Origin of the sequence: Paraburkholderia saeva (genome assembly GCF_907164555.1) — a bacterium.
In the GTDB taxonomy this organism is placed as follows: domain Bacteria; phylum Pseudomonadota; class Gammaproteobacteria; order Burkholderiales; family Burkholderiaceae; genus Paraburkholderia; species Paraburkholderia saeva.
In genome coordinates, this window is record NZ_CAJQZC010000002.1 from 61,714 (window position 1) to 87,488 (window position 25,775).

A 25,775-nucleotide genomic window follows, 5' to 3' on the forward strand; every position below is an offset into this window, starting at 1 on the left:
GAGCGCATTGCGAGTTGCGGCTCCAGACGCAACTCGCCAAAGCTGAGAAGTCCGCGCGTCCTACTTTATCCTCTCAATATCACCCGGCTTCCAGCTCCCGTCGATCGCGGGTTGCGTCGGCGCGTAAAGACGCAGAATCGCGAAGAAGCCGCGCCCGGGCTCGGTGGCGAGCCAGTTGCCTTCCTCACCTTTTGGCGCTTTCGGGCCAATGTACAGCGTCGTGCTTTGATCCGCGTTCTGTTTGGGATGATTGAGCTTGCCGAGCGACGGGAACGGTTGCCCGTTAGCGAGTCCGGACGCATTCGAGGCGTCATACAGCGTGACCGACCAGAACAGGGCGGCGGGAATGTCCGGCGGCAACGTCACCTTATAGGTTTGTCCACCCACAAGTGGTCGACCTGCGTCATCGTTAAACGCGATCATGTAAAACGCGCCCTTGCCGGGCGTCATGGACACCATGCCTGGACTGATCGAGTAGTAATCGGTAAAGAACCAGACTCGCGCATCCAGATCGCGATAGCCACCGCTATTTGACGTGAAGCCCAGATCGTTGACGGCGTTCGGCCAACGCGACGAGACGTTGTTGACCGGGTTCACCCATTGCCGGTCCTTGTACACGCGAATGTCATTGTCGCCTTGCAGGCCAATCACACGACTCGTCTTGTAGCCTGTCTTCGCGGCATCGTCCAAAATCTTCCGGGCGTGGGGGTCCGGTTCGAACGGTTTGTCTTTCGTGATGCCGAGGCCGGCGAGCATGCCCATCCAATCAGGATCGGCGAGATTGCTGCCTTCCGTATCCACCAGATACTTGAGATCCTTGAAGGCGCTCGCGTCGCTTCGCGGCAGCATGTTGTGCGGCGAACCCGATGCATCGAAGAATTTCATCTTTTCCGCAGAGTCCTTCTTGCCCAGTGGATATATAGCGGATTGCTTGAGCAAATCGACTGCCGGAGTGATGTTGTCCAGCGACTGATAGAACGAGCGCAGGAAAATGAAAATGTTGTTGGTCCCCGAACGGTACACGTAGTAGCCCGAAGGCACCTCGCCCGAATAACCGGGCGGAAGGATCAGGAACTTGCCGCCCGCCCCACCGTCTGGCCCAGGCAGGCCAACGTCGCCAAAATACGCAGTGCCGTTGATCTGTGGCCCGGGAATCGGACGTTGCCACATATCGAGGAGAATCCCCTGCAGCTTCGGCGGCGCTTCGAACACCAGCGGTCCCGTATCGGCAAGATTGACGAACGACATCCCGTAAATTAGATCAGAGTTCGGCGTGGTGATGAGGGTTTTCGCATCCAGCCGTTTGGCCCAGATCGCCATCGTACTGTAGCCCGTGCCGTAGGCCTGCGCGAAGCCGTCGCGCATACCCATGGTGTTAAGCAGTGGCATGGCCCACAGATAGGTCTGCGTCGCTCGCTGGAACAGCAGTTCGTCTGTCAGAGCGCTGGCCGTCTCCGGCGTCGGACGACCCTGGACAAAAGCGCTATTCGCGAGCGCGTCGAAACGGCTCGTCTGCGCGTACGAAAGAACTGGAAACGTTGACGCGACGAGCAGTGCAATCAGCGTGTGCCAACTTGCAGATTTCTTCGGCATGATTTCTCCGGGCGCGGATTAGTTGACCTTCTCGGCTGCGGGCGGCGTCCACTTGCCTTCCAGTACTTCTGCTTTGGGCCAGTAGGTACGCTGATACAGCGAAAAGTCGCCTTTCGGTGCCGGTATCCAGTTCGATTCCTTGTCTGGACCAGGCGACTCATTCTGCACGTAAAGGGTCAGTGAGCCGTCGGCGTTGTACTTCAGATTCTTGTTCTTCGTGCCAAGCGAATAGCGGTTAAGCGAATTGGGTTCGAAAAGGTGATGCTCGTTATAGACCGTAAGCGACCAGAAGCCGTTGACTGGCGGCAGCTTCTTATAGGTCACCGTATAGTGGTTCGCACCGTTGAGCCGGCCGCCGTTGCCGTCGACATCCAGGTAAAAGTATCGCGTCTCTTCGGGGCGATTGACGTACATGTTCGAACGCGAAACCGCCGTGCGCGTCGCGTAGTCGTATCCGAAACGTCCTCCGTTGGGTGCCGTCGTCCAGCCATTGCGCACCGGAATACCGTTGTTACTGAACTGGAAGAGCGGCCCGACGAGATTCTTCTCGGCATCGACGGCGACCTGCTTCAGCTCTTCCTTGATGGCGGGGTCTTTCGCCGCCGCATCCAGAACCGACTTCATCTGCGCGTACAGCGCTTCTTCGCCCGGCAACGGCGGCACTTCGCGCAGGACGTCGGGCAACTCGTCAAAGAATGTTTCCGGGTCAACCCATTTTGTCTCGCCTTCGCCCTGCTGCGCCGGGGCGGGGAACGTAGGCACCTTCGCCCAGTCCTTGGTCTGTGCCTTGCCCGTGTATTTGCTGAGCGGATAGATCATGATCCTGTCGAGTACAGGCTGTATTGCCTTGCGATCCTCGTCGGTATCGTCCATGAAGATGCGGGGCGCCATGCCGATCAGATCCGTCGGCGAATGGAACACCCTGGTGATGCCTTCGGGAATGGTGCCCTTCCAGTTCGGGCCGACCACCATGTAGATCCCCGGCCGGGTCCCGTATTGCTTACCGAGGCCGCCGAAACTATTGCTGCGCGCATCATAGAAGGCATACACCCAAAACCGTTTGCCGAAATCCGGCACCTGAATGATGACCGGATCCTTATCCACGGCCGCAAAGCCGAAGCCGTATACCACGTCCTGATTCGGGCAGGTGACGAAGCGCTCCTCAGGCGCAATGTAGTCCGTCAGCATCGTGATGTAGCCAGTTGGCGCGACAGGCAGGATGCCGCCGAGCCGACCGGGCTCCGGCGACTTGTTGAATGTCGCGCGCCGGTGACGTGCGTTGATCAGCGGCCAGCCCCAGAGATACGCCATGCGCCCAACTGTGGCCACGTAGTCTTTCGTCATGACGATGCCCGCCGTTGGCGGGCTGACATCTGTGCTCGCCGGAATCGGCATGGTTTGCTGGGCGTGTGCGAAACTAGCTGTACTGGCTACCAGCAACGCGATAACACTGCGTCCCAATGTTTGGGTTGCACTGCGCGAAACGTTGACGCTCACTATTTTCTCCCTGGATTTTGGCCGAGGGCCGTCGGCGCCATGGATTCAGTCGACACGAAATTGCTCTCGATTCTTTCCTCTGATCCAGTTGGGCGGACGCCCCATTCCATTCCACGTTTCCCCCGTTTCGGGATGGCGATACCTTACGAGATCCGACAGATCCGGGCCGAAGAGCTGGTCCGGGTTGATACCGTAATCCCTGATCTTGCGACGCATGTCGCTGATAATCTGGCGCAATTCCTGGCGGCGCAACTGCTCCGCTTCGGCCTCCAGGGCACGAATGCGTTCCTTGATTTGACGGTAGTTTTCAGCCATGAATTTGGCCTCGACTTCGTGGTGTACAACTTAAGATAGCGATGTCCCGAGGTGGGCGTTATCCAAAAAGCGAAATCTTTGCGGAGAATTTTCCATGCCATTTGAGTCAACCTATTTGCGACACACCTATTCGGGCTTTGAGCCGGCGCAGGCCTTCAATGTCGTCTATGGCGGAAGTTTTGAGCACCGTCTTCTCTCTTCGAAGTGCGCGACCATGGTGCATCAACGTCTGACGTTCGGTGAGATCAGGCTGGAAACCGGCTGCTACGACTTTCCGGTGATTGCCCGGGGCAGCATGCCGCGCGATGCAATATGCATAGGCTTCATGGCAGAGGGCGGTGACGTTACCCGGTACAACACCGTTTCTATCGGTGAGGAAGATATTCAGATCTACCCCGCAGGTGTGGAGCTTCTTTATCATGCCTCGGCGTCATCTCGCTGGATCAACTTCACAATTCCGGAAGAGCGCCTTCAGGAAACAGCGGTGGCCCGAACAGGGCGACCGCTGGAATTGCCAGGCCGCTTCGCTAGTTCAGTGCGCCTTCGAGCCGGCGGCCGCGCTGCTCTCACATGCCTGGCCGACGATGCAATGGGAATCGCAAGATCGCTAGAACCCACGGGCGGCATCGCCGCCGAACTGGCGACCGAAATGTGTCAGTCGATGACGGCAGGATACGTCGATGCGCTGGCCGCTGCGCCGCCTGTGTGCACGTCAGACGGGTCGGTCACCGAACAACGCCATCATCATCTGATCCTCGCATGCGAGCGGCTGGTCATGTCTGATGAGGCCGATATAACGCTTTCGGAGATTGCCCAACGAAGCGGATACAGTCTGCGCGCTCTCCAGCTGATTTTTCGCCGCAGCGTGGGCATGACACCGGGCCGATGGTTTCTGAACGCCCGACTGAACGGCGCATTGCGCGACCTGCTGGTCGCGGGGCCGACTTGTACCGTTGCCGACGTCGCGTTCCGATGGGGTTTTCGCCATATGTCGCGGTTCTCGGAGCAGTATCGCAAGGTCTTTGGTGAATTGCCGGGCAGGACTTTAATCCGCTCTCGTGAACGGCACGAGTTTGTCCGCTAAAGCGTCATCGCGACGTCAAGACAGTCAAAAGGTGGTTGACCGTCTCGAACCGGCATAAGCGGCGATCGTTTCGCAACGATTTCGCTTTTCGGATACCGCCTTTGACAGCTTCGAACTACGTTACCTCTGGACAGGCAGCATTGGTGAAGGCGAGGCAATACCGTCAGAGCCAACCGGGCCGCAATCGCGCGGAACCACAGCGGGTCGACGAGGCGAAGATCATGAGTAAATTCAGGGAAAAGATCGGGCATGAATTCATCAAGGTGCTTCCGCCCACGATTTTCTTTTTTGTCATTTTGCACATCGTCGCCCTCATCCGTGCGCTCATGATCCGTGGCACGGGCGTGTCGCTAGCCTCCAACACCGCCGTCGGGTCGCACCCAAACCGCCTCGAAAATGCACGGGAAGCGTACTCGCTGCGAGAGAGATGCAAATGATGCTATTCGGTTGGCCAGGAAAAAGATCGGGGTGCTTCGCCGCGGCGCTGGTTGCGTCCATGCCCGCGTACTCTCAAAGTGATTCGGACCTCGCGAAGCAACTGAGCAATCCGGTTGCCGCATTGATCAGCGTACCGTTCCAGTTCAATTACGACGGCAATATCGGTCCAAACCGGGACGGAGACAAATACCTGCTGAACTTCCAGCCCGTCATCCCATTTCGGCTGAACGAGAACTGGAATCTTATTTCGCGCACCATCGTTCCGGTGGTTTCGCAAAGCAATATCGCCCCGGGATCCGGTTCACAAACCGGGTTAGGTGACGTCGTTCAGAGTTTTTTCTTTTCGCCTTCGAAACCGACAGCAAACGGACTTATCTGGGGCGTAGGCCCTGCGCTTCTATTGCCAACCGACACTGACCGCCAGCTCGGAGCCGAAAAATGGGGCGCCGGACCTACAGCGGTTCTGCTCTGGCAGGCGAATGGCTGGACCTACGGTGCGCTCGCCAATCATATCTGGTCGTTTGCAGGTGACGGCAACCGGTCGGGCGTCAGCTCGACATTCCTGCAGCCCTTTCTCAACTACACAACGAAGGATGCGTGGACTTTTGGCCTGAATACGGAATCAACCTATGACTGGAATCGTCACCAATGGTCGACCCCGATCAATGCGACTGTCAGCAAACTGCTCAAGTTTGGGAAACAGCCAGTCAGTATAGGTGGGGGCGTGCGCTATTGGGCGGCCAGTCCCGATTCCGGGCCTCATGGATGGGGTGCACGTTTAGTGGTTACCTTGCTCTTTCCCAAATGAGGCCACGATCCCCGCATGCAGTTGGCAAGAGCCTTTGTGTCGCCTGAACACAATACGAGGCATTTTTGATGGGCAAAGTTTTCCCACAATGAGGGGGCGAAGGCAACGATACCCGTCGCTGCCGGCTGCCTGGAGTCTGAACATCCAGACTAGCATTCTTAGCGGAGACATTGCATGGCTGCATTCGTTGATCATCCAGCAATCCTGTTTGTGGTGCTGCTTGCGGTTTTTGTCGCCGCGTCGGCCTTGGGTGCCTTTGTGTCAAGGCACGTTGCCCCACTTCCCGACGATGCACGGGAAGACTTTAATGTAGTCCAGACGTCCACGCTGACGTTGCTCGCGCTGCTTATCGGCTTCAGTCTCTCGATGGCCGTGAACCGCTACGACCAGCGCAAAAATCTTGAGGAAAATGAAGCGAACGCGATCGGCACAGAATACGTGAGGGCGGATCTTATTGACGCGCAGACGCGCATCGCAATGAAGGCCGCTCTGGTCCGGTATACGCAGCTAAGACTCGACGACTATAAGACGCGAGATTCAAACGACCTTGCGCGCATTAACCGCGACACCGCGGGGCTTCAGTCCGAATTATGGCGCCTGGCCGCTCAGGTCGCCGGAGACAAGCCGACGCCTGTCGCGGCCATCGTCGCCACCGGGATGAACGACGTGCTTAACTCGCAAGACTATTCCGAGGCCGCACGGATTAACCATATTCCCATTGGCGCCTGGATCCTGATGATTCTTATCGCGGTGTTCGGTTGTGCCGTGCAGGGCTACGGCGCGAAAGGAGGTGCACGCAGAGGACTGTTCACGATCCTTCCCGTGACAGTCGCGCTTTCGCTAGCTCTCATAGCTGATATTGACAGCCCGAGAGGTGGAATCATCCACGTCCAGCCCCAGAATCTCTCGAGACTTCTCCAATCGTTGCAGAAGTAAGGTTAGTCAGAATATCGACACCAAACATCTCTCTCCCGCTCCCGCGATATCGCAAAGCGGTCCGTTTCATTGAACTTGAAAGATCGTCAGTATGCACAGCGCTACGTGGCCTGTCGCAAGAAATACGGCGTGATGTTTATCGACAGGTAACAGTCAGACGTGGGCTTTCCCACGCGATGCGTATTCAATTCAATTAGCTGGAGAACAACATGAAAATGTCGAAGTGGATTTTTTCCTGTATCGCGGCTGCGTCAATTACGTTGGGCATCGTTGCCTGCGGTTCGTCCGGTAAAGCGCCAGAAAAAGGTGCGATCGCAAGCGGCGCTGTCCCGACGGATGACCAGATCGTGTCCGCGTGGGACTATCTTTACGGACGCTACCTGGTGTTGCAGCAGGAAAATCACGACATCAACGTCGAGAAAGTCGGCTATAACAGGATCAAATACAATCCGCTCGGTTCGGCCCAGTTTGTGAATCCGAACCTCGATGTCGCCTATCTTGAGGCATGGCTCGCAGCGGACAATAACCACGCCGTTATCCTCAACGTGCCCCGGGTCACGGGTCGTTACTACACGGCCCAATTGCTCGACGGTTGGGGCGAGGTAATCACCAATATCAATGAGCGAACCTACCCCGACCATCCGTACGGAAAGTTTGCGCTGGTAATCAAAGGCACCAATCCCCCAGTGCCGGCTGATGCCATCAAGATTGAGCTCCCTTCTCCCAAAGCGAAGTTGCTGGCACGGGTAGAACTTAAGGGCTCTCCAAAAACTGCAGCGCGGTTGCAGCATGAGTTCACTGTAGACGCCTCACCCGAAATCAGAATTGATCCGCCCTTTGCCGTGCCGACGTTTACTCCAGCGACCCCAATCCGTGTGGAAATTTTCGACCGCGTAAGCGAAGTGCTTGCTACCTGTCCGGACCCCATGCCGAAGGCGCCGGAATTTCAGGCAATGGCAAGCAACGTTGCCCGCTACGTGAAGAGTAGCGATTCGGCCCGGACGCGGGTCGACGACCTGATCAGGACGAGGGCGATTCCTGAGTTCCTTGCGGGGACCAAGGGCTTCGGTACGCAGAAGGGCGGCTGGTCCGTCAGTTATGTGGTGGGAAAGTTTGGCGACGACGTGATGGCACGTGACATTATCAATTACGGTGGCCTCTGGGCGAATGTCACCAGCGAGGCAATCTATTTTGTGGGCCAGAAAGACGGCGATGGGCAGCTACTTGATGGCAGCCGAACATATGAAATCCAGTTTCCGAAAGGCGGAAGGCCGGATGCACATGTTGACGGCTTCTGGTCGGTCACGCTGTACAGCGTGCCTGACTATCGCGTGGTGCCAAATCCAATACACCGCTATAACCTGAATAACGTGTCCCATCTGAAGGCGAATGCGGACGGTAGCACCAGCATCTGGTTGGCACCTAAGCGGCCGCAGCATGTACCGCAAAGCAATTGGCTGCCCACGCCTGCGGGAAAAGGATTCTCGTTGAATTTCCGCGCGTATGTACCGAAGCAGGAAGTCCTGCAGGGGGAATGGTTTCCGCCGGCTATTACGCTGGTGCAATAGACCGACGCACTGCTTTTTCGCAAAGTGAAACTATCGAGGCAACGACTTTAACCGCGAGGCTTGACTATGTCCGATCAGAAGGATGTGAATTCCACCCGTAGGCTACTGACCGTGCTGGGTGGGGCGCTCCCGCTTGCTTACGCATCTTTTTCTATGGCGCCACAAACGGCCGTAGCGGCTGAAACCAAAGGCAAGCTGGATAATCGCGGGCGTTCATCAGCGCATACGACCATGGCGGAAACCCAGCCGCCTGCCGGGATAAACATGCCTCCCGGCTACGCGCAGACGGTCGCCCGTATGGCCTATGTATGGGGCTGGCCGCTCGTCAATATGGTCAACCGGTACACCTCTTTTACCCAGGCACCGAAGCCGGGTCTGCTGAACGGCGTGGTGCCGGTTGCACCGAGCGGTAAGGTTGGCATGCTGTCTCATTATGTCGATCCGGCCGAGACTTTCGTGACCTGTCCGAATCAGGATGTGGTTTACGGCCTCGGGTTCTTCTCGCTCGACGACGAACCGGTCGTTGCGCAGGTGCCGGATTTCGGTGACCGGTTCTGGGTTTACGCGCTGTATGACGCGCGTACCAACCAGTTCGGTCATCTCGGCAAGCCCTATAAAACACGGCGCGGCTTCTATCTGCTCGTCGGGCCGAACTGGAGAGGGTCCAAGCCGGCGGGAATCACCGAGATCGTCCGCAGTCCGACGGCGCTTGCTAACGCGATTCCACGAATTTTCATGAATGACACTGCGGAGGATCGCAAAGCCATTCAGTCCGTGGTCGACCAGGTCGTTTTCTATCCGCTGAAGGACTTCGACGGACATATGAAAACAATCGACTGGAGCGAAGCGCCCACGTTGCCCGGGCCTGAGTCAAACGGCGAGGAGACAAAATGGGTCGTCCCTGAAAAGTTCTTTGACGTGTTCAGCCACGTGCTCGACTCGGTGCCTCCACTACCCGGTGAGGAAGCGCTCTACGCGCAATTCAGGTCACTGATGGAAGTGGCGAGCCGTGACCCGGACATCCGGAAATTGCTGGTCTCGACCGCCGTCGACACCGAGCGTGATGTTATCCAGCCTTTCTTCCAATGGCGGTATAACGGGCTGCCAGCCGGCAACGGATGGAATCGATCGACCAACAACGCACAGACGGGTCTCGACTACTTTGACCGTACGGGAACCGCCAAATCGAACATGTTCGACAATCGTCCCACCGAAACGCAGTATTTTTATACGGATAACGACGCAACTGGCGATGCCCTTAACGGTGCGAATACCTACGAGGTCGTTTTTGCGCAAGGAGAGGAGCCGCCCGTTAACGGATTCTGGTCAATGACGCTCTACAACGACAAACATCTCTTTCATCCGAATTACCTCAAACGTTATTCGCTCGGCACCAAGAACGCGGATCTGAAGCGCAATGCGGACGGCTCCCTCACCCTTTACGCCGGCGCGAAGTCGCCAGGCGTCGAGCGGGAGTCGAATTGGGTACCGGCGCCGGAAGGGGTGTTTTCGTTATACATCAGAGCCTACTGGGGGAAAGAGCCGATTCTGGATGGCTCATGGAAACCGCCGCAGATTCGCAAGGCGGTGTGATAAGGGAACGGCCGCTTTCGACGGAGCTAGAGACTTTCGCAAAAGCTCGACGACTGACCCCTCAGGGTCGGAAGTACGCGCTGGCGACTGTCCGCTCCCGGGCCGCGAGATTCCACTGGCCGCTTTCCGGCGATGAAATTGAAGAGCGGGCTGACGCAGCCCGACCCACAACCGCCCTTTGACCCTGCCTACCGTTAGCGGCGGCTCCCAAGGTGCTACGGCCATTCATTTTTGTAGTCCGTGCGGCGGCATGTCGGCCGAGGCGGTCGACACGCGGACGCCAGCAGGTACGTGAGAGTTGCGCGATAGAAAACGTCAACATGTCAGCGCTGATCTCGCGTGGCGGCGATTGTCGGCTATGAAAAACGCACGAGCAACGAAAGAACTTCTACAGAGCAGCCGTTCGTTTGCCATAGCAATGGCATGGGGATAACCAAACCAGCAAGTCTCCAATCAGAACAATGGTAGAAGTGGCCAGAATCATAGGTGTCCAACTACTCTGGCCATTTTCTCTACATGATGTAACGCGCTGCTATGGTTGCGGAGAAGCAATCGTGCTTTCGCTCATTTGAACGGTCATCGATGCTTGTCCTCGTAGGGTCGTCACCTCTTCGATGACCAGAGAGACCAGTTTCGCGTTTATGGCGGATAGCGGCATTGCATAGTCCAGCGTGTATTCGCAATAGTCGCGATTCTTAGGACGTGGTAATCGACGTCCGTGTGCACCCCGATTCAACAGATCATGCAAGGCATTCGCGAATACGTGTGCTTCGCCCGGTTTGCCATTGTCAAAACGCTCGGGATCCAGTTCCCGGGCGATCTCACGTTTTAGCCAACGCATGCGTTCCATTGCATGATTTTCGGTTATTACAGGCCGGTTGCCGACATACTCACTCGCAAAGGCGGCGCGTGCCGAGTCTTCAATCGTTGACCAATTTACCCGCGAGGCCATGCGTGGCAGTAGACTCTGTAGATGGGGTAGTGCTCCGGAAATGATGCGGCCGTTGGTATCACGGCTCCACAGTCGATGAAGCGTGAGGATTGTCTCTGACTGAGGATCCCTGAACGCCTCGCTGATTGCTCGTAGCTCGTTAATCAGGTCAAAGACAAGGTTCACTTTTCGCTTCCCAGCGAGCGTGTCAACTTCACCCCAGTAGAAGGGGCTATTTGGGATAACAGGCGGCCCCGAGTCGATCGTTATTCGTTGCGAAGGGGGAAAACGAAAGTGGACAAGCGGACTAGCGCTGGCCGAGGTCTTCTTGCGGAGTTCGGCTACTACTAGCGCGGTTTTTTTAGCAGTGTCTCTAGTGGTCGTATTCCAACTGTGCACCTCCAACGCGATTGGTATAAGCCTGTCGCCAAGCTTCCTATGGAGAGCTCGATGTAAGTTCAAAAACCGTGAACCAGAGATCATTTCGTCAGGATACAGGACAGGCGAGTTACCTGATTTAACCGACTCTGCAAAACTTTCGACTGCCCTGCGAATTGAATATTTTTTTGAATGTCTTTCTAGTCGAGGAGCTAGGAATTCCATCAGTGTTACGGCTATACCATCGGCTTCGAGTACTTTTGCCAGCACCTGCGCGGGTACAGTCCCACCAAGCGGCGACTCGACTATAGTTACATTGGTATGACCTTCTGCCAAGCACCAGTTCGCTACAGTCATCGCAACTCTAGCCAACTGGCGCGCTTGATTAAGCGCGTATTTGTGGAGGCCGGCTATACCCCATTCAAAGACGCTTACTAGTGCAGGTGGATAACTCGCGGCGTGGTCGAAATGCGAATCAATGAGGCGGCTTACGCATTGCATTGCCAAAAAGTCGCCAAATGCAGAGCTCTCCTTCTGCGGTTTCCCAGCTCGAAAGATCTCGCGTTCTGCGATTACATTGACCATTTCCCCTAGATGGATTGTCCGCGCGAGCTTGGTCAGGTATTTGACAAGGTCCTCATCTACGGCATGGGGGTATTGGTCTAAAAGTGAGCGGATTAATGATGCCGCGCGCTCGGGCTCCGCTGGTTGCATGAGCTCGTCGATTTCAGCTGAGCCGGAAAATCCCGTCGGGGGTGCTGACTGTGCGTGCGAAATTCTTTTCTCGCGTTTAAGCCGGGATTTTTTCCCCATTTTTCTATTCTTCTGAAGAAGTTTCAGACGCTTCGTTAAATTCATGGTGCAAGAGGAAATTTTTATTTAACCAATTCGTCATGAATTATCCATGTCGCCCAGTACCTCTGTCGATAGGAAGGCGCTGCGTAGGTGGCGCGAGGATTTGACTATAGGTCATGAAACTCAATTCTCGGCTATGTGGACCCGCCAAACGACTGCCCGGAAGCGTGCGCGCGAATGTCCGATATCTGGGGGCGGAGCCGACGCTCGAACGTCCGTGCGCAAGCTTGGCCGAACGGCCGTAGCTGGCGGAACCCGGAAATACGAGGTTGCCTCGAACACCGTGATCCCTGGTTGAAAGCCGAACTTCCGTAGACCACCCGCTTCGGCCCTTCAAGCGGCCAGACCCAGACGGCGGCTTGCAACGGCATAACGGACGGTGATTTGCACACTATGACGGTGAGGACTCACATCTGGCTCGCAATCGGCACGTACGAGATTGGTGTAAATAAAAGCGCGGTCCGTTCGGCGCGGCAGGCCGTATGCATCGGTCGTGTACCGATCTTCAATGAAATGTTTCCACCGGACCCTTCGGTTTCGTTGCGTGAAGAGCTCACGCGCTCAGGCGCTACGCAGGCGTCTGCCCCACAATTTAGACTCATCCGCGTGCCTCTGATTAGCAGGCGCCGTTCTGACTGCGGCCGGGACGGGTAGAAGCTAGGCCTCGCGGCGACACTTGGCCACACGGAAGCGGCCGTGGCGAATGGACCGCTGCGACTGCAGCCGTTGCGCCCAAGCTATCGCGCGAAGCTTGGGTGCGCCCTCGTCATCCCATAGATGCCGGGAAATTAGGGGTTCCGGCCGTCGCCCGGGCCGCCGGAGGGAAAAACTAGTGCAGGTTGACATTGCCGGCAAATGCCGGCAAACTTGGTCCGATGATGCCGGCATTTGCCGGCAATTTATCGAAAGGACCGGCTCATGCCGACGGAATACAAACCTACGCTGCGTTTTAACCCGCTTGAAACCCGGCGCATCAATTCAGCAGCCAGCAAAGCAGGGTTAAAACCGGCCGAATGGATGCGCAAGCTGATCCTCGATCACGCCCCGCAGTTGACTATCGCCGACCCGCTGGCAGTGCGCGTGGCCGGCTTTGAAGAACGGTTTGGCTGGAACCTCATTCACTACGCCGAAGCGCTGGCCCATGCCGAGACCTTCCAGGCGGACGTCAGCGATATCGCAGACTACATGGAACGCTACACGACGATCGAGAACGGGGAGGTGTGGATCAATGGGGACAAGCTCCCGGGCGTGTCAGCGGGCAATGTGACCAGTGTAGAGGCGAGGGCAGTCGATCTGTGCCGGGCGATCAATCTCGCGCACATACGCGCCTTGCTCGCTCGTGAGGGGGCGTCGGCCACTTGAACTGCCGATGGTCGTCGATCAGACGGGGCACAACCACGTTCTCGCGATATAGACGGCTTCACGAAACATACGAAGCGACATTGGCGATGTCCGGATCAGCACCGCGCTGGTTCTGCAAGAGCGACTAAGATCCTAGTTCAGAAACCGGTGGCAGGAGGATCGATGGTGAACACGAAGAACGCTCAGATCGATGGTTTTCTTAAATATTACTTGGCGCTCGATCGCGCGCCGCAGTATGCAGTCATGGTTCGTGGCCAATGGGGTTCGGGAAAGACGTTCTTCATGGAGCGTCAGTTGGAGCGATACCGGGAGAACGGGGGCAAGGCTCTGTATGTGAGCTTGTACGGGATGGCTTCGGTCAAGGAGATCGAGGAAGAGTTTTTCCGGCAGTTGCACCCCGTTCTCGCTTCGAAAGGGATGGCCGTGGCGGGCAAGGTCGCAAGGGGGCTAATCAAGGCCACACTGAAGATTGATTTCGGCGACCACAGTCCTGTTTCGGGTTCGACTTCCATTGGAGTACCCGATATTTCTCTTCCAGAGTATCTGAAGAACACCACCGGGATGCTTCTCGTGTTCGATGATCTGGAGCGCTGCGTCATTCCGATCAACGAACTTCTCGGCTACATCAACTACTTTGTCGAGCATGACGGTTACAAGGTTGTCCTCATTGCCAACGAGAAGGAGATCCTTGACAGGAACGAAGATAACAAGAAGCCGTCGACTGACTACGCGCGAATTCGCGAGAAATTAATCGGCAAAACGTTCGAGGTAGAGGCGGACCTTGAAGCAGCTATCCAGTCATTCATTCCAGAGATCGAATCGGATCCTGCGCGTGAACAGGTCACCCGAAATCTAGACGATATACGAGCGCTTTACGAAACGTCAGGCTACAAAAATTTACGGCACCTGCGGCAGGCCCTGATGGACTTCTCGCGTGTTTTCGATCTGCTTGAAGAGTCGTATCAGCAAAACGGTGCACTTGCCTCGCACCTTCTCACCTTGTTTCTTGTCTACTCGTTCGAGATGAAAAGTGGCAACCTCTCGGAAGACGAACTGCGCATGATGCGAAAGATGAAGTTTCGCAACCTTCTTCGCAGCGGGTCGGAGGACAAGGGAAACGCCGCCGAGCGAATCGAGGCCAAATACGCGAAATTCTTGCCACAGGAAACACTGTTGCCTGATTCAATGTGGGCCTCGCTAATGTCAACAGGTCTCGTTGACCAGAACGAGTTCCGGGAGGCCGTGCGAAACAGCGGTTACTTCCCCAAGGAAGAAGCGGAGTGGGTGCGCCTGTGGAATTTCACGAGCCTGGAAGACGAGGACGCTGAAGAACTCATTGCAAAAGTGTCCAGCGATTTCAGTATGAACACTTTTCGAGAAGCAGGCGTACTTCTGCATGTGACCGGGGCCCTGCTGATGATGGCCAGTCTTGGCGCGTATAAGGTTGCCCGGCAGGAGATCCTCACGCAGGCAATCGCCAATGTCGACGCGCTCAGGAAATCCGGCGATCTCCGTGAATCGACGTTCAACTTCGCCGGTGGCTCAGCTGAAAGCTTTGCAGGGCTGGGTTTTCAGTCAAATGATTCGCCTGAATTACTGGAACTGAAGACGTATCTGCGCGATCAAATTGGGAAGTCTCAGGAGGATGCGTATCCCAGCGAAGCCGCTCGTTTGCTAGAGCTGGTGGTTGACGACCCGGAAAAATTTGTTCGGAGCGTCACGCAAAGTAGTCACGCGGAGAGCCGGTTCTACTCTGTACCAATTCTGATTTATGCAGATCCACAGGCGTTTGTGACGAAAATCGTCGATGCCACGGCGTCAGCGCAGTGGCTCATGCGCGGTGTGTTTCGCGAGCGATATCAGCATCAGTTTTATCTGGGCTCTCTTGCTCCGGAAGCCGACTGGCTGATCACGACGTCTAAACTGTTAGCTAGCGAGGTCGAGAAACGAACAGGTAAGTTGAGCGCAGATCGCCTTGATACGCTTGCGAAGGAGATGGTCAAGAGTGCTGAGAAGCTCAGGCAATTTGGATTGAAGTCGAATGTCGCAGAGACAGTTGCGACTGCACCAGATAGCCAGAATGCTGGTGCAGCAGACTCGCCCTGAAGAAAACTGCCTACAAGATTCAAGTCGGCAAATGCATCGGGGAAGATCTTCGCCCGGAGTAGATCAACCATGCTTTTGTGCGGCGCATCGCGTGAGCGCTGTATACAGTTTCGTCCACGCCAATCGGTGCAATCCAACGATGTCCTAGCCAGGCGTATTGCCGCGTCGACAGATACGGTGACGTATGCAACCGGCTTCCTGCTGCGTTTGGTCAATACATCAACGACAAGGCAAAACGCATGGCAGCGCTGCTTGAGAGCATGTCTGACCAACAATACAAGAAAGTCGACGAAGCATTTCGAAATAACATCGATAAGTTCGTCGGCAGCGACGCGTACGATGCAATGCGCGCAGACATCGAGATGTTTGGAAGCGCGGCTTTTTTGAAGCGAGCTCAAGGCAGCAAGTACGGCCGAAGCAACGCGAGCCAATGATTTCATTTGGCGCGGCAGGCGGAGCGCCGATTGAACGGCCGTTAAGCGCGGTGTAGCTGACGTTTGGTTGACCAAACACGGTCTCGGGCGACTGTCCCCTCTTGGCCGATTGGGTGAGGTCGCCAACGGCCGCTTACTGGCATTCCAGTTCGCAAACTTGAAATTGGCTGACTGACCGGTTTGGAGCAAGTTGTCTGACCGGAGTGGGTCGGCAGGCGCCATCCATCCCCTCCGAATCCGCGAAGAATCTAAAAAGCCTGCGAGCCGCTCGCATCGCTCGCGGGCGTGAATGACGCGCTGCGGCGGGTCAGCGTGCCTTTACCGTTCATCGCCTTGCAACGCCATATTGTTCTGTCAGAACGCGCCCGCTAGATCGTCGTCGACCATTGCGGACTTCTGATCCTGACGCTGTGCCGTTTCGCGCGAACGCTGCGCCGCCTCGCGCTTCTTCCTGACGCTGTATGGCGATATGACTGCGGATGCGGTCATTGTGAGAGACGCCCTCGGCTCGCCTTCAGTCGGCGTCAGATGCCGATCTTGATCGCGCCCGCCAGCGATACCGGGTCGCCCGCCGTCAGGGCAACCAGCGCACGGCGCACCTCGGCATCGAACGCGGTCACAAGCGCGAACACCGCGTCGCCATCGGAGATCGGCACACGAACGCGGCATTGCACGAACGGACGCCCGCTCGCTCCGGTCTTTTCTTGCGGCGCGCCAACCAGGGTGCCGGTCATCAGGGCATCAAGCATTCGCTACCTCCGTCGTCACGTTCTCGCGCTCGCGCACTACTGCTGCCCAAGCTTCGGGCGTCGATTCGACCGTCATCGAGTAGTCGTGCCATTGGTCCGCGTGTTGCACCGTTAGCAGTGCCGACAAGGGCCAGACAACCCGCCAGCCGTACCGGTCGCGCCGGTAGAACAAGACCGGCATCAGCCCGACGCGCCCGGCCTGTTCCGCCGCCTGCGTCCACCACTGCGCGATATCGCCGCGACTTCGCGCTCACCGGTCTGGCCCTTCGTTCTGCTCTTCGCCGCCATCGCATTTACCTCCGGCCATCGAACCGCCAGGCGCGGCGGGCCGATTCTTCGCGCGCCAGCACGTCGGCCTGCGCTTCGGCCAGCCGGTTGCTGAAATGCGCGACGTTGCTCAGTAGCGCCGAGAGCGGATCACGTGCGGCGCGATCCAGAATCCCGGCGCGCAGATCGTCCGGCCAGTGCTCCAAGTCCGCCAGCCCGGCAATCATGGCGGCAAGCTCGGAGCGCAATCGGGCAATGTCAGCTGCGGACAGGTGCGGCGCCCAAGGCCAAAACGGGCCCACAGGGTGCTCCAGTGTCTTCCCGATTTCGGCCATCTGTGACTTGCTCGTGCTAATTCTGCTAATTTTGCTAATTGCGCCAGCAAACGCAATGCTGGCGGGGATCTCGCCGTCCGGCGTGATTTGCGAAGCGTTGCTAATCCTTGCTAACGCAGCAGCGTGGTCGCTGCCAGAATTAGCAGCGTTAGCAGCCGTTAGCGGCGGCGCGCTTGGTGCCGGAGCCTTACCTGGAAAGGATTCCGGAGCAGGATTAGCAGAATTAGCAGAATTAGCATTAGTAAACGCAACGGGGCGATTTCTGTAAATCAGCTCGATCAGTTTCATTGCTCGCCTCCGGACCCGAGCGCGGGGTTTAGGTGAATGATCGTCCGGGTTTGCGCGGGGTTTTTCCCGGGGCGAACGACGCGCAACCGATCGAGGTTTTCAAGAGATCGCAGCGCCGCGTCGAGCATGGGGGCCTTACGCAGCGGACTGTGTTGCAATGCGTAGATCTTTTCGACTTCAAGCGTGCTTTCCGCGCGGCAATACTTGCGAAGCCATGCGTCGAGGCGCGCGGCGTCCGTCTCGTTCTCCGAGAGCGCCGACTCCGAGAAGAAACGTTTCGACTCGCTGAGATGCCACGCCACGATGCTCGACGCGCGCTCAAAGGCATCTACGCTGATGGGACCGGCGGCGCCGCTGAACACGTGGAACAGGGCGGCGAGGCGCGCGGCGTTGTCGGCGGCCTTGCTCGCCACGTCACGCACTTCCGCCAGCTCGCCGCCGTCTTTCAGCTCACTCTCAATGTTGTCGTGAAACGCGATCCACGACGCCTTGGCTTCCGGCGACAGCGCCAGCAGTGCGGGAGCGAGCCGACCATGCTCGTCGATGGGTGCCGGTTCGCGCAGCAGCTCTGAAACCCGCTCGTTGAACACGCCCAGTTGCGGCCAATTCTCCGGTGCCGCCTTGTAAAAGCGGGTGCCTTGCGTCGATTGGGGCCATGCGATCAGGAACCGGGCGAGAAAACCTGTGCCGCGAGCCAGTGCGCCGGACTTTTCGACGAAACTCATCAGCGTCGCCCGCTGCACCTGTAGCGCCACCGTCAACCGGGCGCCGTCCACCGTGAAAGAGTCCGACGTGCGACGGTCGACGGTCAGAGGCTTGCCGTCCCAGAGAGAATTAAGCGTCGCGAGGTTGCGCATGATGCTGTCCGTGCCCATGCCGTGGGAGCCGAACACAATCCCCGCCTCAGCCGACACGACGCCACCAGACGGCCACTTCGTGCCGAGTTCGTATGCAAGCGACTCGGGTGTATAGCTCTCGAATATCAGGCGCGGGACCTTCGGCGGCGTCGGCTTGTTGCGGTCCATCTCGCGCAAGTCCCTTTCAAGCAGGGCCGTTTCTCCACTGCCATTGCTGCCCCTGGCGCGGCGAATTTTGTCCAACAGGCCTGCGCGCTTCGCCTCCCATGCGGAAAGGTCGGAGCGGTGATCGACGACGGCCTGTGCATGCTCGTCGCGCTGCTGAGCCTCGTAATTGCGTACAGGCATCGTGAAAAAACCGTCGCACGTGCTCTTGCGTTCCCCGCTGTCCGCAATGGTCAGCAGAAAAAGACCCGCCGGTCCGATCAGATGCTCGTCGCGCTGCACATCGACAAGCGACTGGATGGCGAGCGACAGCGCCGTGATAGCCGACGACACCACGAGCGCAAACGGTGCCTGTACGAACGCCTGCACCTCGCGCACGGCGGCACTCACGCTGTCCGGTAGTGAGTCAACCGGATAGTCGAGCGGTGCAGTCTCGTGAATAAGCGGCTGCGCGTCCGGCCATGCAGCGGCTTCGGCCTGCGCGAGGCGTGCGGTGGAGCGCTGTCTACCCTCGCGAACGTGGGCACTGCGCGCGAGCACAATGGCGGCCTCATCTTCGGTGATCACGCCCATTAAAATTTTCCTCCTGATGCTTGCGCTCGCATCCAAAGGCGCGCGCTTGCCGTGATATTTTCTTCGATCCAAGCTTGATGCTCGGCCCACGCAGCGGGCGTCATGCTGCGCTCGCAGCGCACGACCTCGGCTTGAATCATCTTGTTGATCTTCGCCGCCAGCGACCGCGCGGCCTGCTCTTCCCGCCCGATCACGATGCTGCACCCTTAGCCTTGTCGAACTCGCCGTCATGCGATGCGCGGTGCGCGCGAACACGCTTCATGCGTTCGCTTTGTAGCTCGGCGTACTTAGCCTTTTTAAGGGCAAGGAAGCGGTCCAATTCTTCCGTGAGCGCCATCGTCATCGCACCGATCTTGAAGAGCGTCACCGTCGCCTGAAAATCGGCATCGGTTTTCGCGATCTTCCACGCCGTCGAGGGCGACCGGACGCCGATGTAGTCCGCGCCGTCAGGTATGTAGCGCACGGCGGCGCAAGGAATGGGTTGGGCGGTGTCCCGCTTACGTGCTTTCTTGTCCATATGCGTCTCCGTTTCGATGGAGACAGAGTAGCCAGCGAACACGCGTCGATGTGAACCGGAAAGGCGGGGCCTTTTCGTTACTTCCCCAGTTCATCGCGAATCTGCTGCGCGTGCTTGCGATAGATATTCCGAACGGTTAGCGGAGCCAAGTTGTACAGAGGCGCCACTTGCTCGGCGGCGGCCTTGGTCGTCATGCCCTGGCATACGCGTTGATAGACCTGGTTCGCGATTTCGACATGGCGGGGCCTTTCCGAGCGCCGGTTTTGAACCTTGACCGCGTAGGACTTGCGCAAGTCCGCCCCCTCGGCAATTTGCCGTGCCATATAGATAGCCAGGCCGTGTCCGACCTTATCGACGCCGTCAGGTACTCGGCGTTTGCGCATCTGATCAGCCCACCGACCGAGACGGGCGCGAATCTCGCGGGGCAGCGCCGCGCCGCTCAACCATTCGGTCATCGTTTTCGTGAGCGTCCGCTCAGGGAAAACCGCGAAAACAGCCGCGAGCGCGTCGAGCGCGGCTTCCTCGTCGTTCTCGCCGGGTTTAGGATTGTCGTTAGCCATTTGCCGCGCCTCCGTTATAGGCGGGGTGATTGGTCAGGCTCCGCACGTCGCTCTAACGGCGCGCGGGGCCGCTTCTCTCACTTCGTCTTGCGCTTGCCAGCCATCGGCAACACATCAGCAGCTTGCGGGATCGTCGAGCAGTACTTCGCCCAATCGGCCATCAGCACCTTGCGCTTTGCAAACAGGTCACCACGTTGGTAAGCGGCCTCAACACGGTCGGCAAGCTGATGCGCCAGCGCGTGTTCGATCACCTCGCGCGGATGCGCGCTCATCTCGCCCGACCAATCGCGGAACGTCGAACGGAAGCCGTGCGCTGTCAGATCAGCACGACCCATGCGCTTGAGAACCGCCGTCAGGCTCATATCCGACAGCGGGCCACCGCGCGGCGCCGGGAACACAAGCTCGTTACGGCGCGGCAAGGCTTCGAGCAGCTTCACGGCGTCGTCAGAAAGCGAAACGCGATGCTCTTTACCGGCCTTCATGCGAATGCCGGGAATGGTCCAGATTCCCGCGTCGAGATCGACCTCGCTCCACAGCATGCCGCGCACTTCGCCAGAGCGGGCCGCCGTCAGAATCGCGAATTCGAGCGCCCGCGCACCCATGCCGTCGCGCTCGCGGAGATCACGCAGGAATGCGCCGATCTCGCTGTACGCCAGCGCCGCATGGTGTTGTGAGGTTTCGCGCTGCACCTTGCCCGGTGCCGACAGCAGCTTGTCGAGATGTCCCTTCCAGCGGGCGGGGTTTTCGCCCACGCGGTGCTCATGTACCCGCGCCCAGTCGAGCACGGCTTCAATGCGGCCACGCAGTCGGCTGGCGGTCTCGTTCTTCTGTATCCAGATCGGCGTGAGTACGCGCATGACGTGCGCCGTGTCGATATCGGCAACGTCCATCGAGCCGATCTTCGGGTAGGCGTAGGTCTCCAGCGTCGAGACCCATTGCTTCCGGTGCTTTGGATTTTTCCATTCGGACTGTTTCGACTCGATCAGGGCGCGGGCGCACTCTTCGAACGTGCGGGCACTCTGCTCAGCATGCCTGCGGATGCGCAGCACCTCCTGGCGATGCTTGAGCGGATCGATGCCGTCGAGTAGCAGCTTGCGGGCGTCGGTCATCTTCTGACGTGCCTCGGACAGCGTGACGATATCGGCGCTGCCCAAGCCCATCTCGGTCGTCTTGCCCTGGACCTTGTAGCGGAACACCCAGGACTTGCCGCCGACCTCAGCGCCGGTGCCCTTGCCCACGACGAGGAATAAGCCGTTGCCGTCCAGGTAGTAACCCGACTTCGTGGCCCGCTTGATCGCCAGCGGCGTCAACCGATTTACAAGACGCTTGCCCATGCCCGCAGACTCCCACACTCTAGAATGAGATTGGAGTGTACAGCCAGCGACGTGTGTAAACAACACGTTCGCGCTCAGGCCCTTGTAGCAAGGCTTTTCGTGATACGCCTAGCGACGTAATGAGACGTGTGCAGACAGTGATTATGGCGGACACCGCCTCCGCCAGAGCACCAATGATTACGGGCCCTTTGGGGCCCGTTTTTTGTTTCAACTTTCCGATCGTTGGAATGGGGTTTTACCGACCGCAAATATCGTGCTGTCATGCCCCCAGCGCGCCTGCCGGCGCGGAAATAAAAGCCGAACAATTCCCGCCAATAAATCAAGAGGTTAGACAGCGCGCAATGCTATAACTGCCCCCGCAACATCCTCTGGCGATCCTGTACAATAGCTGAAACCGTTATCAACAGTGCTGTCGACCTTTGGCGCTTTCTGCCGTGACGTCGTAAGCACCCCCAATTCCTTCATCGGAGAATTCAACGAGCACTAACGACACGAAGAAGACCTCTGTCGCGGCCTCCGCTCGCCCGATGATTGCCCCGAAGCATGTTGTCCGCATCACCACCGACGCGGATCGCCGTACCGTGATTGCGGCCGCTCGAGCGGTCATCAGCGAACACCGTGATGTGATAAAGGCACTCGCCAAACGATAGCCCATGCTGGACGCTGCTTTTGTCCTTCAAATTCACGATGAAATCCTGAGGGACGAGCCTGGACTGGCGGGTTTCGCTGGCCTGGAAAGCGCGCTTACGCGCATCGACAACTGGGCGACATACGCTGATCTCAACGATGTTTTCGGGACGGCTTCCATGTACGCGGTGGCTATCGCCCGCGGCCATATTTTCAACGATGCCAACAAGCGAACGGCTCTCGTTGCGGCGCTCACATACCTGAAACTGCAAGAAATCAATGTTGAGCGGGATGCTCGTCTTGAGGACTTCATGGTCGAGGTTGCCCAAGGCATAATCGACGTTCAAGAATTTGCAAATATCCTTGCGGGTATTGCGCTCGGCATTGGCGACTTTGGTCCTGTTTGATTAAACCCAGCCACACGCTGGCCTTCTATCTGGATCATCGTATCGTCAATCACTACGGAGCCACGGCCCTTTTGGGCCCGTATTTCGTTTGCAGTTTCACTGAACTCCTCCGTACGCTCCCACACATCCCGTTCTTTCACCGATTGAAAACCCCCGCCTATGCGCTAGGATAAAAATACAGTCCTGCTCACAAGCGTTCGCGCTTTATCCTGCGATGTCCCTCCGCACGCGCCACTGGATGCACCGTCTTGACCTGCACGCGCAGCTCATGCCATCCATTCGCATCGCCGCGTGGTCGCTTCTTGCCGGCACTGCCGCCTGCACGTTCACACCGCCGGAACGTCCGGCGCTGTCCATACCGCCCGCTGCCATCAACAGCGTCACGCTCGACCAGTACCGCTCCTCCGTCGCGAAGCGCATTCTCGAGCGCAATCCGTCGTATGTGCTGCGCGGCACGCCGCAGGCGATGTTGCGCTCGCTCGTCGTCGTGTCGTTTACCGTCGATCGCGACGGACGGCTCGTCGGCGAATCGGTGTATCGCACGAACGGCGACGACGAAGCGGAAAGCACCGCGCTCGCGACGCTGCGCCGCGCCGCGCCGCTGCCGCAGCCCCCGGCAAAACTGCTCGACACGCGCGGCCATCTCGAGCTGATGGAAGACTGGCTCTTCAACGACGACGGCAAATTCCAGCTGCGCACGTTCGCGTCGCCACAGGCTCAAACGATCGACTGAAGCAACCGGTCGACGCCGCGCCTTTCAGGCTACTTTCGACGTCGGGTTGCCTGGCAACGCCCCGGCTCGTTATAATTTTCGGATACGCCCTGCCGGAGCCTTCCGGCGCCGCTCTCGCCGCGCGCTCATCCGCGTGCGCCGGGAAGCCTCACCGTGGCGTCGCCGCGCAACTCGCGCGCGCGCCCGGAGCGCATCGACCGATGTTCCGCCACCGCACGTGCTGGCGCGCAACGGCGAAGCAAGCTGCCGTATCGTTGCGGGCGCAACATCATGTAATGTCACGCGACGGGCGCGCGAAACGCCGTGTGCCACGCGCCCACAACCCGCACCGATTTTCAGACAAAGACCCCGCCCGGCTCCGCGCCTGCCATGCGCGAAATGTGTTCTGCACACGGGACCGGGTCACGACAACTCAACAGGAGACCCTGCATGTCCACCTCACCGCTTTCCGCGACTCCGCCTGACGTAGCCGGAAAGAACAGCACCTCGCGGGTGATCTTCGCGAGCTTCATCGGCACCGCGATCGAGTTCTACGACTTCTACGTCTACGCGACGGCCGCCGCGCTCGTCATCGGTCCGGTGTTCTTCCCGCACGGTTCGGCCACGGCGCAGGCGCTCTCGGCATTCGTTACGTTCGGCATCGCATTCGTCGCGCGGCCGATCGGGTCCTTCCTGTTCGGCCACTTCGGCGACCGCATCGGACGCAAGTCGACGCTCGTGGCGTCGCTGCTCGTGATGGGCCTGTCGACGACGCTCATCGGCTTCGTGCCCGGCTACGATTCGATCGGCAGCCTCGCGCCGATCCTGCTGTGCATCCTGCGTTTCGGGCAAGGTATCGGCCTTGGCGGCGAATGGGGTGGCGCGGCACTGCTCGCCACCGAAAACGCCCCGGCCGGCAAACGCGGCTGGTTCGGCATGTTCCCTCAACTCGGACCGTCGATCGGCTTCCTCGCTTCGAACGGCCTGTTCTTCGGCCTGGCACTGTCGCTGTCCGACGAGCAGTTCCGCAGCTGGGGCTGGCGTGTGCCGTTCATCGTGAGCGCGGTGCTGGTCGCGCTGGGTCTCTACGTGCGCCTGAAGATCGCCGAAACGCCGGCCTTCCAGGCGGCTATCGACCGTCAGGAACGCGTGCGCGTGCCGGTCGCGACGCTCCTCTCGCAACACTGGCGTCCGACGATCCTCGGCGCGCTGGCCATGGTGGTGTGCTACACGCTCTTCTACAACGCGACGACGTTCTCGCTGTCGTACGGCGTCTCGACGTTGCACATCCCGCGCCCGACGTTCCTCGGCATGCTGTGCGTCGCGGTCGTGTTCATGGCGCTCGCCACGCCGCTGTCCGCATGGGCCGCCGATCGCTTTGGTCGCAAGCCGGTGCTGGTCGTGGGCATTCTCGCGGCGATCCTGTCCGGCTTCGCAATGGCGCCGCTGCTCGGCAGCGGCTCGATGCCGCTCGTGCTCCTCTTCCTCATCATCGAACTGTTCCTGATGGGCGTCACGTTCGCGCCAATGGGCGCGCTGCTGCCGGAACTGTTCCCGACCAACGTCCGCTACACCGGCGCGGGCGTCTCCTATAACCTGGGCGGCATTCTCGGCGCCTCGGTGGCGCCGTATATCGCGCAGGTGCTCGCCGCGCATGGCGGGCTGTCGTGGGTCGGCGCGTACGTGTCGTGCGCCGCGGCGGTGAGTCTGCTGGGCGTGCTGTGCATGCGCGAGACGCGCCACACGCAGTTGATGTAAGCGGCTCGCGGGGCTCGTCGTTTGCGTCCGAAAGGAACGTCGGGCCCGGCTGTCAGGCAACGGAAAGACCACGCAAGAGGTCGCGCTTTCCCTGACTTGCACGGGTTTTTGGGCTGCCTATACTGGGCTGAAAGATGATCCGGAAGCGCGAACCAGAAGCGTGCGGATCACGACACCATGCCCACAGGAGTCGACGATGAACGTTCACCTGCACAACGCGGACATCGTGATGATGATTGCCCTCGCGCTGCTCGGCGCGCTGGTGCTCGCGGTCCGCTTCAAGCCGGCGAGCTGGAAAGGCATCGTCGTCGAAGCCATCGCGGCGAACCTGGCTGCCGTCGCTGCGGTCATCGCGTTCGAAATGCTGGTTGCCTGAAAAAAAGCCGCGCAGTCTGCCGGAGCAGATGCGCGGCTCCCCCACTCGCATCGACACGGCACGGCCGCGCGTGTCGATGCGTCCCGTCACCGGTAGTAGTAGCCGCCGTGGTGATAGCCGCCGCCGTAGTAGCCAGGCGCCGGCACGACAACGCATCCGCCCAGTGCTGCGGCGAGGAATGCACCCGCGATCAAGGTCAGCGTCAAGCGTTTCACAGTGTTCTCCCGTCGAGTCAGTAATTATTCGAGTGATCCCGAATGACTCGATTGAACACGACGGCGCCCCGCCGAACCGTTGCAATTTGTAAGGGGAGATGAGCGCGGTGTTACACGCGCTGGAACACTGAAAAGGT

General features: G+C 58.6%; 27 protein-coding genes. 13 read left to right on the forward strand and 14 right to left on the reverse strand.

From position 1 onward, the window contains the following. Nucleotides 1–60 precede the first annotated feature (60 nt). The 3 genes from LPA36_RS04435 to LPA36_RS04445 form a co-directional block, all read right to left on the reverse strand. Nucleotides 61–1,593 carry a DUF1254 domain-containing protein gene (locus tag LPA36_RS04435; protein ID WP_228874937.1) on the reverse strand — a complete coding sequence of 511 codons (1,533 nt, stop codon included), beginning with the start codon at nt 1,591–1,593 and terminating at the stop codon, nt 61–63. A gap of 18 nt (nt 1,594–1,611) precedes the next feature. Beyond that, on the reverse strand, nt 1,612–2,937 hold the full coding sequence (locus LPA36_RS04440) for a DUF1254 domain-containing protein (RefSeq protein WP_228874938.1): 1,326 nt from the start codon (nt 2,935–2,937) through the stop codon (nt 1,612–1,614). Nucleotides 2,938–3,135: 198 nt separating this feature from the next. Then, entirely contained in the window at nt 3,136–3,405 is a 270-nt protein-coding gene (locus tag LPA36_RS04445) for an H-NS histone family protein (protein ID WP_228874939.1), read from the reverse strand. A gap of 94 nt (nt 3,406–3,499) precedes the next feature. Here LPA36_RS04445 and LPA36_RS04450 point away from each other — a divergent pair, with 94 nt between their 5' ends. From LPA36_RS04450 to LPA36_RS04475, 6 genes are all read left to right on the forward strand, one after another. Next, nucleotides 3,500–4,489, forward strand: a complete 990-nt coding sequence (locus LPA36_RS04450) for a helix-turn-helix domain-containing protein (protein WP_228874940.1) — start codon at nt 3,500–3,502, stop codon at nt 4,487–4,489. Nucleotides 4,490–4,590: 101 nt separating this feature from the next. Continuing rightward, nucleotides 4,591–4,926: a hypothetical protein gene (locus LPA36_RS04455; protein WP_228874941.1), complete on the forward strand. Its 336-nt coding sequence runs from the start codon at nt 4,591–4,593 to the stop codon at nt 4,924–4,926. Next, nucleotides 4,917–5,735, forward strand: coding sequence for a transporter (locus tag LPA36_RS04460; RefSeq protein WP_228874942.1), 819 nt, complete (start codon nt 4,917–4,919; stop codon nt 5,733–5,735). The genes LPA36_RS04455 and LPA36_RS04460 overlap by 10 nt, the downstream gene beginning before the upstream one ends. A gap of 174 nt (nt 5,736–5,909) precedes the next feature. Continuing rightward, nucleotides 5,910–6,671: a bestrophin-like domain gene (locus tag LPA36_RS04465; RefSeq protein WP_228874943.1), complete on the forward strand. Its 762-nt coding sequence runs from the start codon at nt 5,910–5,912 to the stop codon at nt 6,669–6,671. A 209-nt stretch (nt 6,672–6,880) separates the two neighbouring features. Next, nucleotides 6,881–8,239, forward strand: a complete 1,359-nt coding sequence (locus LPA36_RS04470) for a DUF1214 domain-containing protein (protein WP_228874944.1) — start codon at nt 6,881–6,883, stop codon at nt 8,237–8,239. A gap of 66 nt (nt 8,240–8,305) precedes the next feature. Continuing rightward, complete coding sequence (locus LPA36_RS04475; RefSeq protein ID WP_228874945.1) at nt 8,306–9,832, forward strand: DUF1254 domain-containing protein; 1,527 nt, start codon at nt 8,306–8,308, stop codon at nt 9,830–9,832. A gap of 532 nt (nt 9,833–10,364) precedes the next feature. Here the strand turns inward: LPA36_RS04475 and LPA36_RS04480 are convergent. Then, nucleotides 10,365–11,954: a hypothetical protein gene (locus tag LPA36_RS04480; RefSeq protein WP_228874946.1), complete on the reverse strand. Its 1,590-nt coding sequence runs from the start codon at nt 11,952–11,954 to the stop codon at nt 10,365–10,367. A gap of 960 nt (nt 11,955–12,914) precedes the next feature. Here LPA36_RS04480 and LPA36_RS04485 point away from each other — a divergent pair. From LPA36_RS04485 to LPA36_RS04500, 3 genes are all read left to right on the forward strand, one after another. After that, nucleotides 12,915–13,358 (forward strand): hypothetical protein, encoded by a 444-nt coding sequence (locus tag LPA36_RS04485; protein ID WP_228874947.1) that lies wholly within the window; start codon nt 12,915–12,917, stop codon nt 13,356–13,358. 162 nt (nt 13,359–13,520) lie between these two features. Then, nucleotides 13,521–15,464: a P-loop NTPase fold protein gene (locus LPA36_RS04490; protein WP_228874948.1), complete on the forward strand. Its 1,944-nt coding sequence runs from the start codon at nt 13,521–13,523 to the stop codon at nt 15,462–15,464. 239 nt (nt 15,465–15,703) lie between these two features. After that, nucleotides 15,704–15,898, forward strand: a complete 195-nt coding sequence (locus LPA36_RS04500) for a hypothetical protein (RefSeq protein WP_228874949.1) — start codon at nt 15,704–15,706, stop codon at nt 15,896–15,898. A gap of 354 nt (nt 15,899–16,252) precedes the next feature. On the opposite strand, the gene LPA36_RS29410 is transcribed toward LPA36_RS04500, so the two are convergent. The 9 genes from LPA36_RS29410 to LPA36_RS04535 all read right to left on the reverse strand — a co-directional run bounded on the left by LPA36_RS29410 (nt 16,253) and on the right by LPA36_RS04535 (nt 21,543). Further along, a complete protein-coding gene (locus LPA36_RS29410) occupies nt 16,253–16,387 on the reverse strand; it encodes a hypothetical protein (RefSeq protein ID WP_267478894.1) in 135 nt (44 codons plus the stop codon). A 35-nt stretch (nt 16,388–16,422) separates the two neighbouring features. Further along, nucleotides 16,423–16,647, reverse strand: coding sequence for a hypothetical protein (locus tag LPA36_RS04505; RefSeq protein WP_228874950.1), 225 nt, complete (start codon nt 16,645–16,647; stop codon nt 16,423–16,425). Further along, entirely contained in the window at nt 16,640–16,879 is a 240-nt protein-coding gene (locus LPA36_RS29645; RefSeq protein ID WP_456095329.1) for a putative PDDEXK endonuclease, read from the reverse strand. Before LPA36_RS29645 ends, LPA36_RS04505 begins: the two co-directional genes overlap by 8 nt. Before the next feature lie 61 nt (nt 16,880–16,940). Then, a complete protein-coding gene (locus LPA36_RS04510) occupies nt 16,941–17,537 on the reverse strand; it encodes a hypothetical protein (protein WP_228874951.1) in 597 nt (198 codons plus the stop codon). Beyond that, complete coding sequence (locus LPA36_RS04515; RefSeq protein WP_228874952.1) at nt 17,534–19,132, reverse strand: YfjI family protein; 1,599 nt, start codon at nt 19,130–19,132, stop codon at nt 17,534–17,536. The genes LPA36_RS04510 and LPA36_RS04515 overlap by 4 nt, the downstream gene beginning before the upstream one ends. After that, nucleotides 19,132–19,326 carry a hypothetical protein gene (locus tag LPA36_RS04520; protein ID WP_228874953.1) on the reverse strand — a complete coding sequence of 65 codons (195 nt, stop codon included), beginning with the start codon at nt 19,324–19,326 and terminating at the stop codon, nt 19,132–19,134. Before LPA36_RS04520 ends, LPA36_RS04515 begins: the two co-directional genes overlap by 1 nt. Then, nucleotides 19,323–19,649 carry a hypothetical protein gene (locus tag LPA36_RS04525; RefSeq protein WP_228874954.1) on the reverse strand — a complete coding sequence of 109 codons (327 nt, stop codon included), beginning with the start codon at nt 19,647–19,649 and terminating at the stop codon, nt 19,323–19,325. Before LPA36_RS04525 ends, LPA36_RS04520 begins: the two co-directional genes overlap by 4 nt. A 77-nt stretch (nt 19,650–19,726) precedes the next feature. Further along, nucleotides 19,727–20,209 (reverse strand): hypothetical protein, encoded by a 483-nt coding sequence (locus tag LPA36_RS04530; protein ID WP_228874955.1) that lies wholly within the window; start codon nt 20,207–20,209, stop codon nt 19,727–19,729. A 77-nt stretch (nt 20,210–20,286) separates the two neighbouring features. Then, nucleotides 20,287–21,543 carry a tyrosine-type recombinase/integrase gene (locus LPA36_RS04535; RefSeq protein WP_228874956.1) on the reverse strand — a complete coding sequence of 419 codons (1,257 nt, stop codon included), beginning with the start codon at nt 21,541–21,543 and terminating at the stop codon, nt 20,287–20,289. 653 nt (nt 21,544–22,196) lie between these two features. Between LPA36_RS04535 and LPA36_RS04540 the strand changes: the two genes are divergently transcribed. From LPA36_RS04540 to LPA36_RS04555, 4 genes are all read left to right on the forward strand, one after another. Further along, nucleotides 22,197–22,577, forward strand: coding sequence for a type II toxin-antitoxin system death-on-curing family toxin (locus LPA36_RS04540; RefSeq protein WP_228874957.1), 381 nt, complete (start codon nt 22,197–22,199; stop codon nt 22,575–22,577). A 268-nt stretch (nt 22,578–22,845) separates the two neighbouring features. After that, on the forward strand, nt 22,846–23,310 hold the full coding sequence (locus tag LPA36_RS04545; RefSeq protein ID WP_228874958.1) for an energy transducer TonB family protein: 465 nt from the start codon (nt 22,846–22,848) through the stop codon (nt 23,308–23,310). Between the two features lie 429 nt (nt 23,311–23,739). Next, nucleotides 23,740–25,047 (forward strand): MFS transporter, encoded by a 1,308-nt coding sequence (locus LPA36_RS04550; protein WP_228874959.1) that lies wholly within the window; start codon nt 23,740–23,742, stop codon nt 25,045–25,047. 196 nt (nt 25,048–25,243) lie between these two features. After that, on the forward strand, nt 25,244–25,423 hold the full coding sequence (locus LPA36_RS04555) for a hypothetical protein (protein ID WP_228874960.1): 180 nt from the start codon (nt 25,244–25,246) through the stop codon (nt 25,421–25,423). A gap of 86 nt (nt 25,424–25,509) precedes the next feature. Here the strand turns inward: LPA36_RS04555 and LPA36_RS29415 are convergent, their stop codons facing one another. Then, a complete protein-coding gene (locus LPA36_RS29415; RefSeq protein WP_267478605.1) occupies nt 25,510–25,638 on the reverse strand; it encodes a hypothetical protein in 129 nt (42 codons plus the stop codon). Nucleotides 25,639–25,775 lie beyond the last annotated feature (137 nt).

Bases quoted from the DNA above. Each gene is read 5' to 3' on its own strand.
- LPA36_RS04435 (WP_228874937.1), bottom strand. From the start codon at position 1,593: ATGCCGAAGAAATCTGCAAGTTGGCACACGCTGATTGCACTGCTCGTC.
- LPA36_RS04440 (WP_228874938.1), bottom strand. From the start codon at position 2,937: ATGACGAAAGACTACGTGGCCACAGTTGGGCGCATGGCGTATCTCTGG.
- LPA36_RS04445 (WP_228874939.1), bottom strand. From the start codon at position 3,405: ATGGCTGAAAACTACCGTCAAATCAAGGAACGCATTCGTGCCCTGGAG.
- LPA36_RS04450 (WP_228874940.1), top strand. From the start codon at position 3,500: ATGCCATTTGAGTCAACCTATTTGCGACACACCTATTCGGGCTTTGAG.
- LPA36_RS04460 (WP_228874942.1), top strand. From the start codon at position 4,917: ATGCAAATGATGCTATTCGGTTGGCCAGGAAAAAGATCGGGGTGCTTC.
- LPA36_RS04465 (WP_228874943.1), top strand. From the start codon at position 5,910: ATGGCTGCATTCGTTGATCATCCAGCAATCCTGTTTGTGGTGCTGCTT.
- LPA36_RS04470 (WP_228874944.1), top strand. From the start codon at position 6,881: ATGAAAATGTCGAAGTGGATTTTTTCCTGTATCGCGGCTGCGTCAATT.
- LPA36_RS04475 (WP_228874945.1), top strand. From the start codon at position 8,306: ATGTCCGATCAGAAGGATGTGAATTCCACCCGTAGGCTACTGACCGTG.
- LPA36_RS04480 (WP_228874946.1), bottom strand. From the start codon at position 11,954: ATGGGGAAAAAATCCCGGCTTAAACGCGAGAAAAGAATTTCGCACGCA.
- LPA36_RS04485 (WP_228874947.1), top strand. From the start codon at position 12,915: ATGCCGACGGAATACAAACCTACGCTGCGTTTTAACCCGCTTGAAACC.
- LPA36_RS04490 (WP_228874948.1), top strand. From the start codon at position 13,521: ATGGTGAACACGAAGAACGCTCAGATCGATGGTTTTCTTAAATATTAC.
- LPA36_RS04500 (WP_228874949.1), top strand. From the start codon at position 15,704: ATGGCAGCGCTGCTTGAGAGCATGTCTGACCAACAATACAAGAAAGTC.
- LPA36_RS29410 (WP_267478894.1), bottom strand. From the start codon at position 16,387: ATGACCGCATCCGCAGTCATATCGCCATACAGCGTCAGGAAGAAGCGC.
- LPA36_RS04505 (WP_228874950.1), bottom strand. From the start codon at position 16,647: ATGCTTGATGCCCTGATGACCGGCACCCTGGTTGGCGCGCCGCAAGAA.
- LPA36_RS04510 (WP_228874951.1), bottom strand. From the start codon at position 17,537: ATGAAACTGATCGAGCTGATTTACAGAAATCGCCCCGTTGCGTTTACT.
- LPA36_RS04515 (WP_228874952.1), bottom strand. From the start codon at position 19,132: ATGGGCGTGATCACCGAAGATGAGGCCGCCATTGTGCTCGCGCGCAGT.
- LPA36_RS04525 (WP_228874954.1), bottom strand. From the start codon at position 19,649: ATGGACAAGAAAGCACGTAAGCGGGACACCGCCCAACCCATTCCTTGC.
- LPA36_RS04530 (WP_228874955.1), bottom strand. From the start codon at position 20,209: ATGGCTAACGACAATCCTAAACCCGGCGAGAACGACGAGGAAGCCGCG.
- LPA36_RS04535 (WP_228874956.1), bottom strand. From the start codon at position 21,543: ATGGGCAAGCGTCTTGTAAATCGGTTGACGCCGCTGGCGATCAAGCGG.
- LPA36_RS04540 (WP_228874957.1), top strand. From the start codon at position 22,197: ATGCTGGACGCTGCTTTTGTCCTTCAAATTCACGATGAAATCCTGAGG.
- LPA36_RS04545 (WP_228874958.1), top strand. From the start codon at position 22,846: ATGCCATCCATTCGCATCGCCGCGTGGTCGCTTCTTGCCGGCACTGCC.
- LPA36_RS04550 (WP_228874959.1), top strand. From the start codon at position 23,740: ATGTCCACCTCACCGCTTTCCGCGACTCCGCCTGACGTAGCCGGAAAG.
- LPA36_RS04555 (WP_228874960.1), top strand. From the start codon at position 25,244: ATGAACGTTCACCTGCACAACGCGGACATCGTGATGATGATTGCCCTC.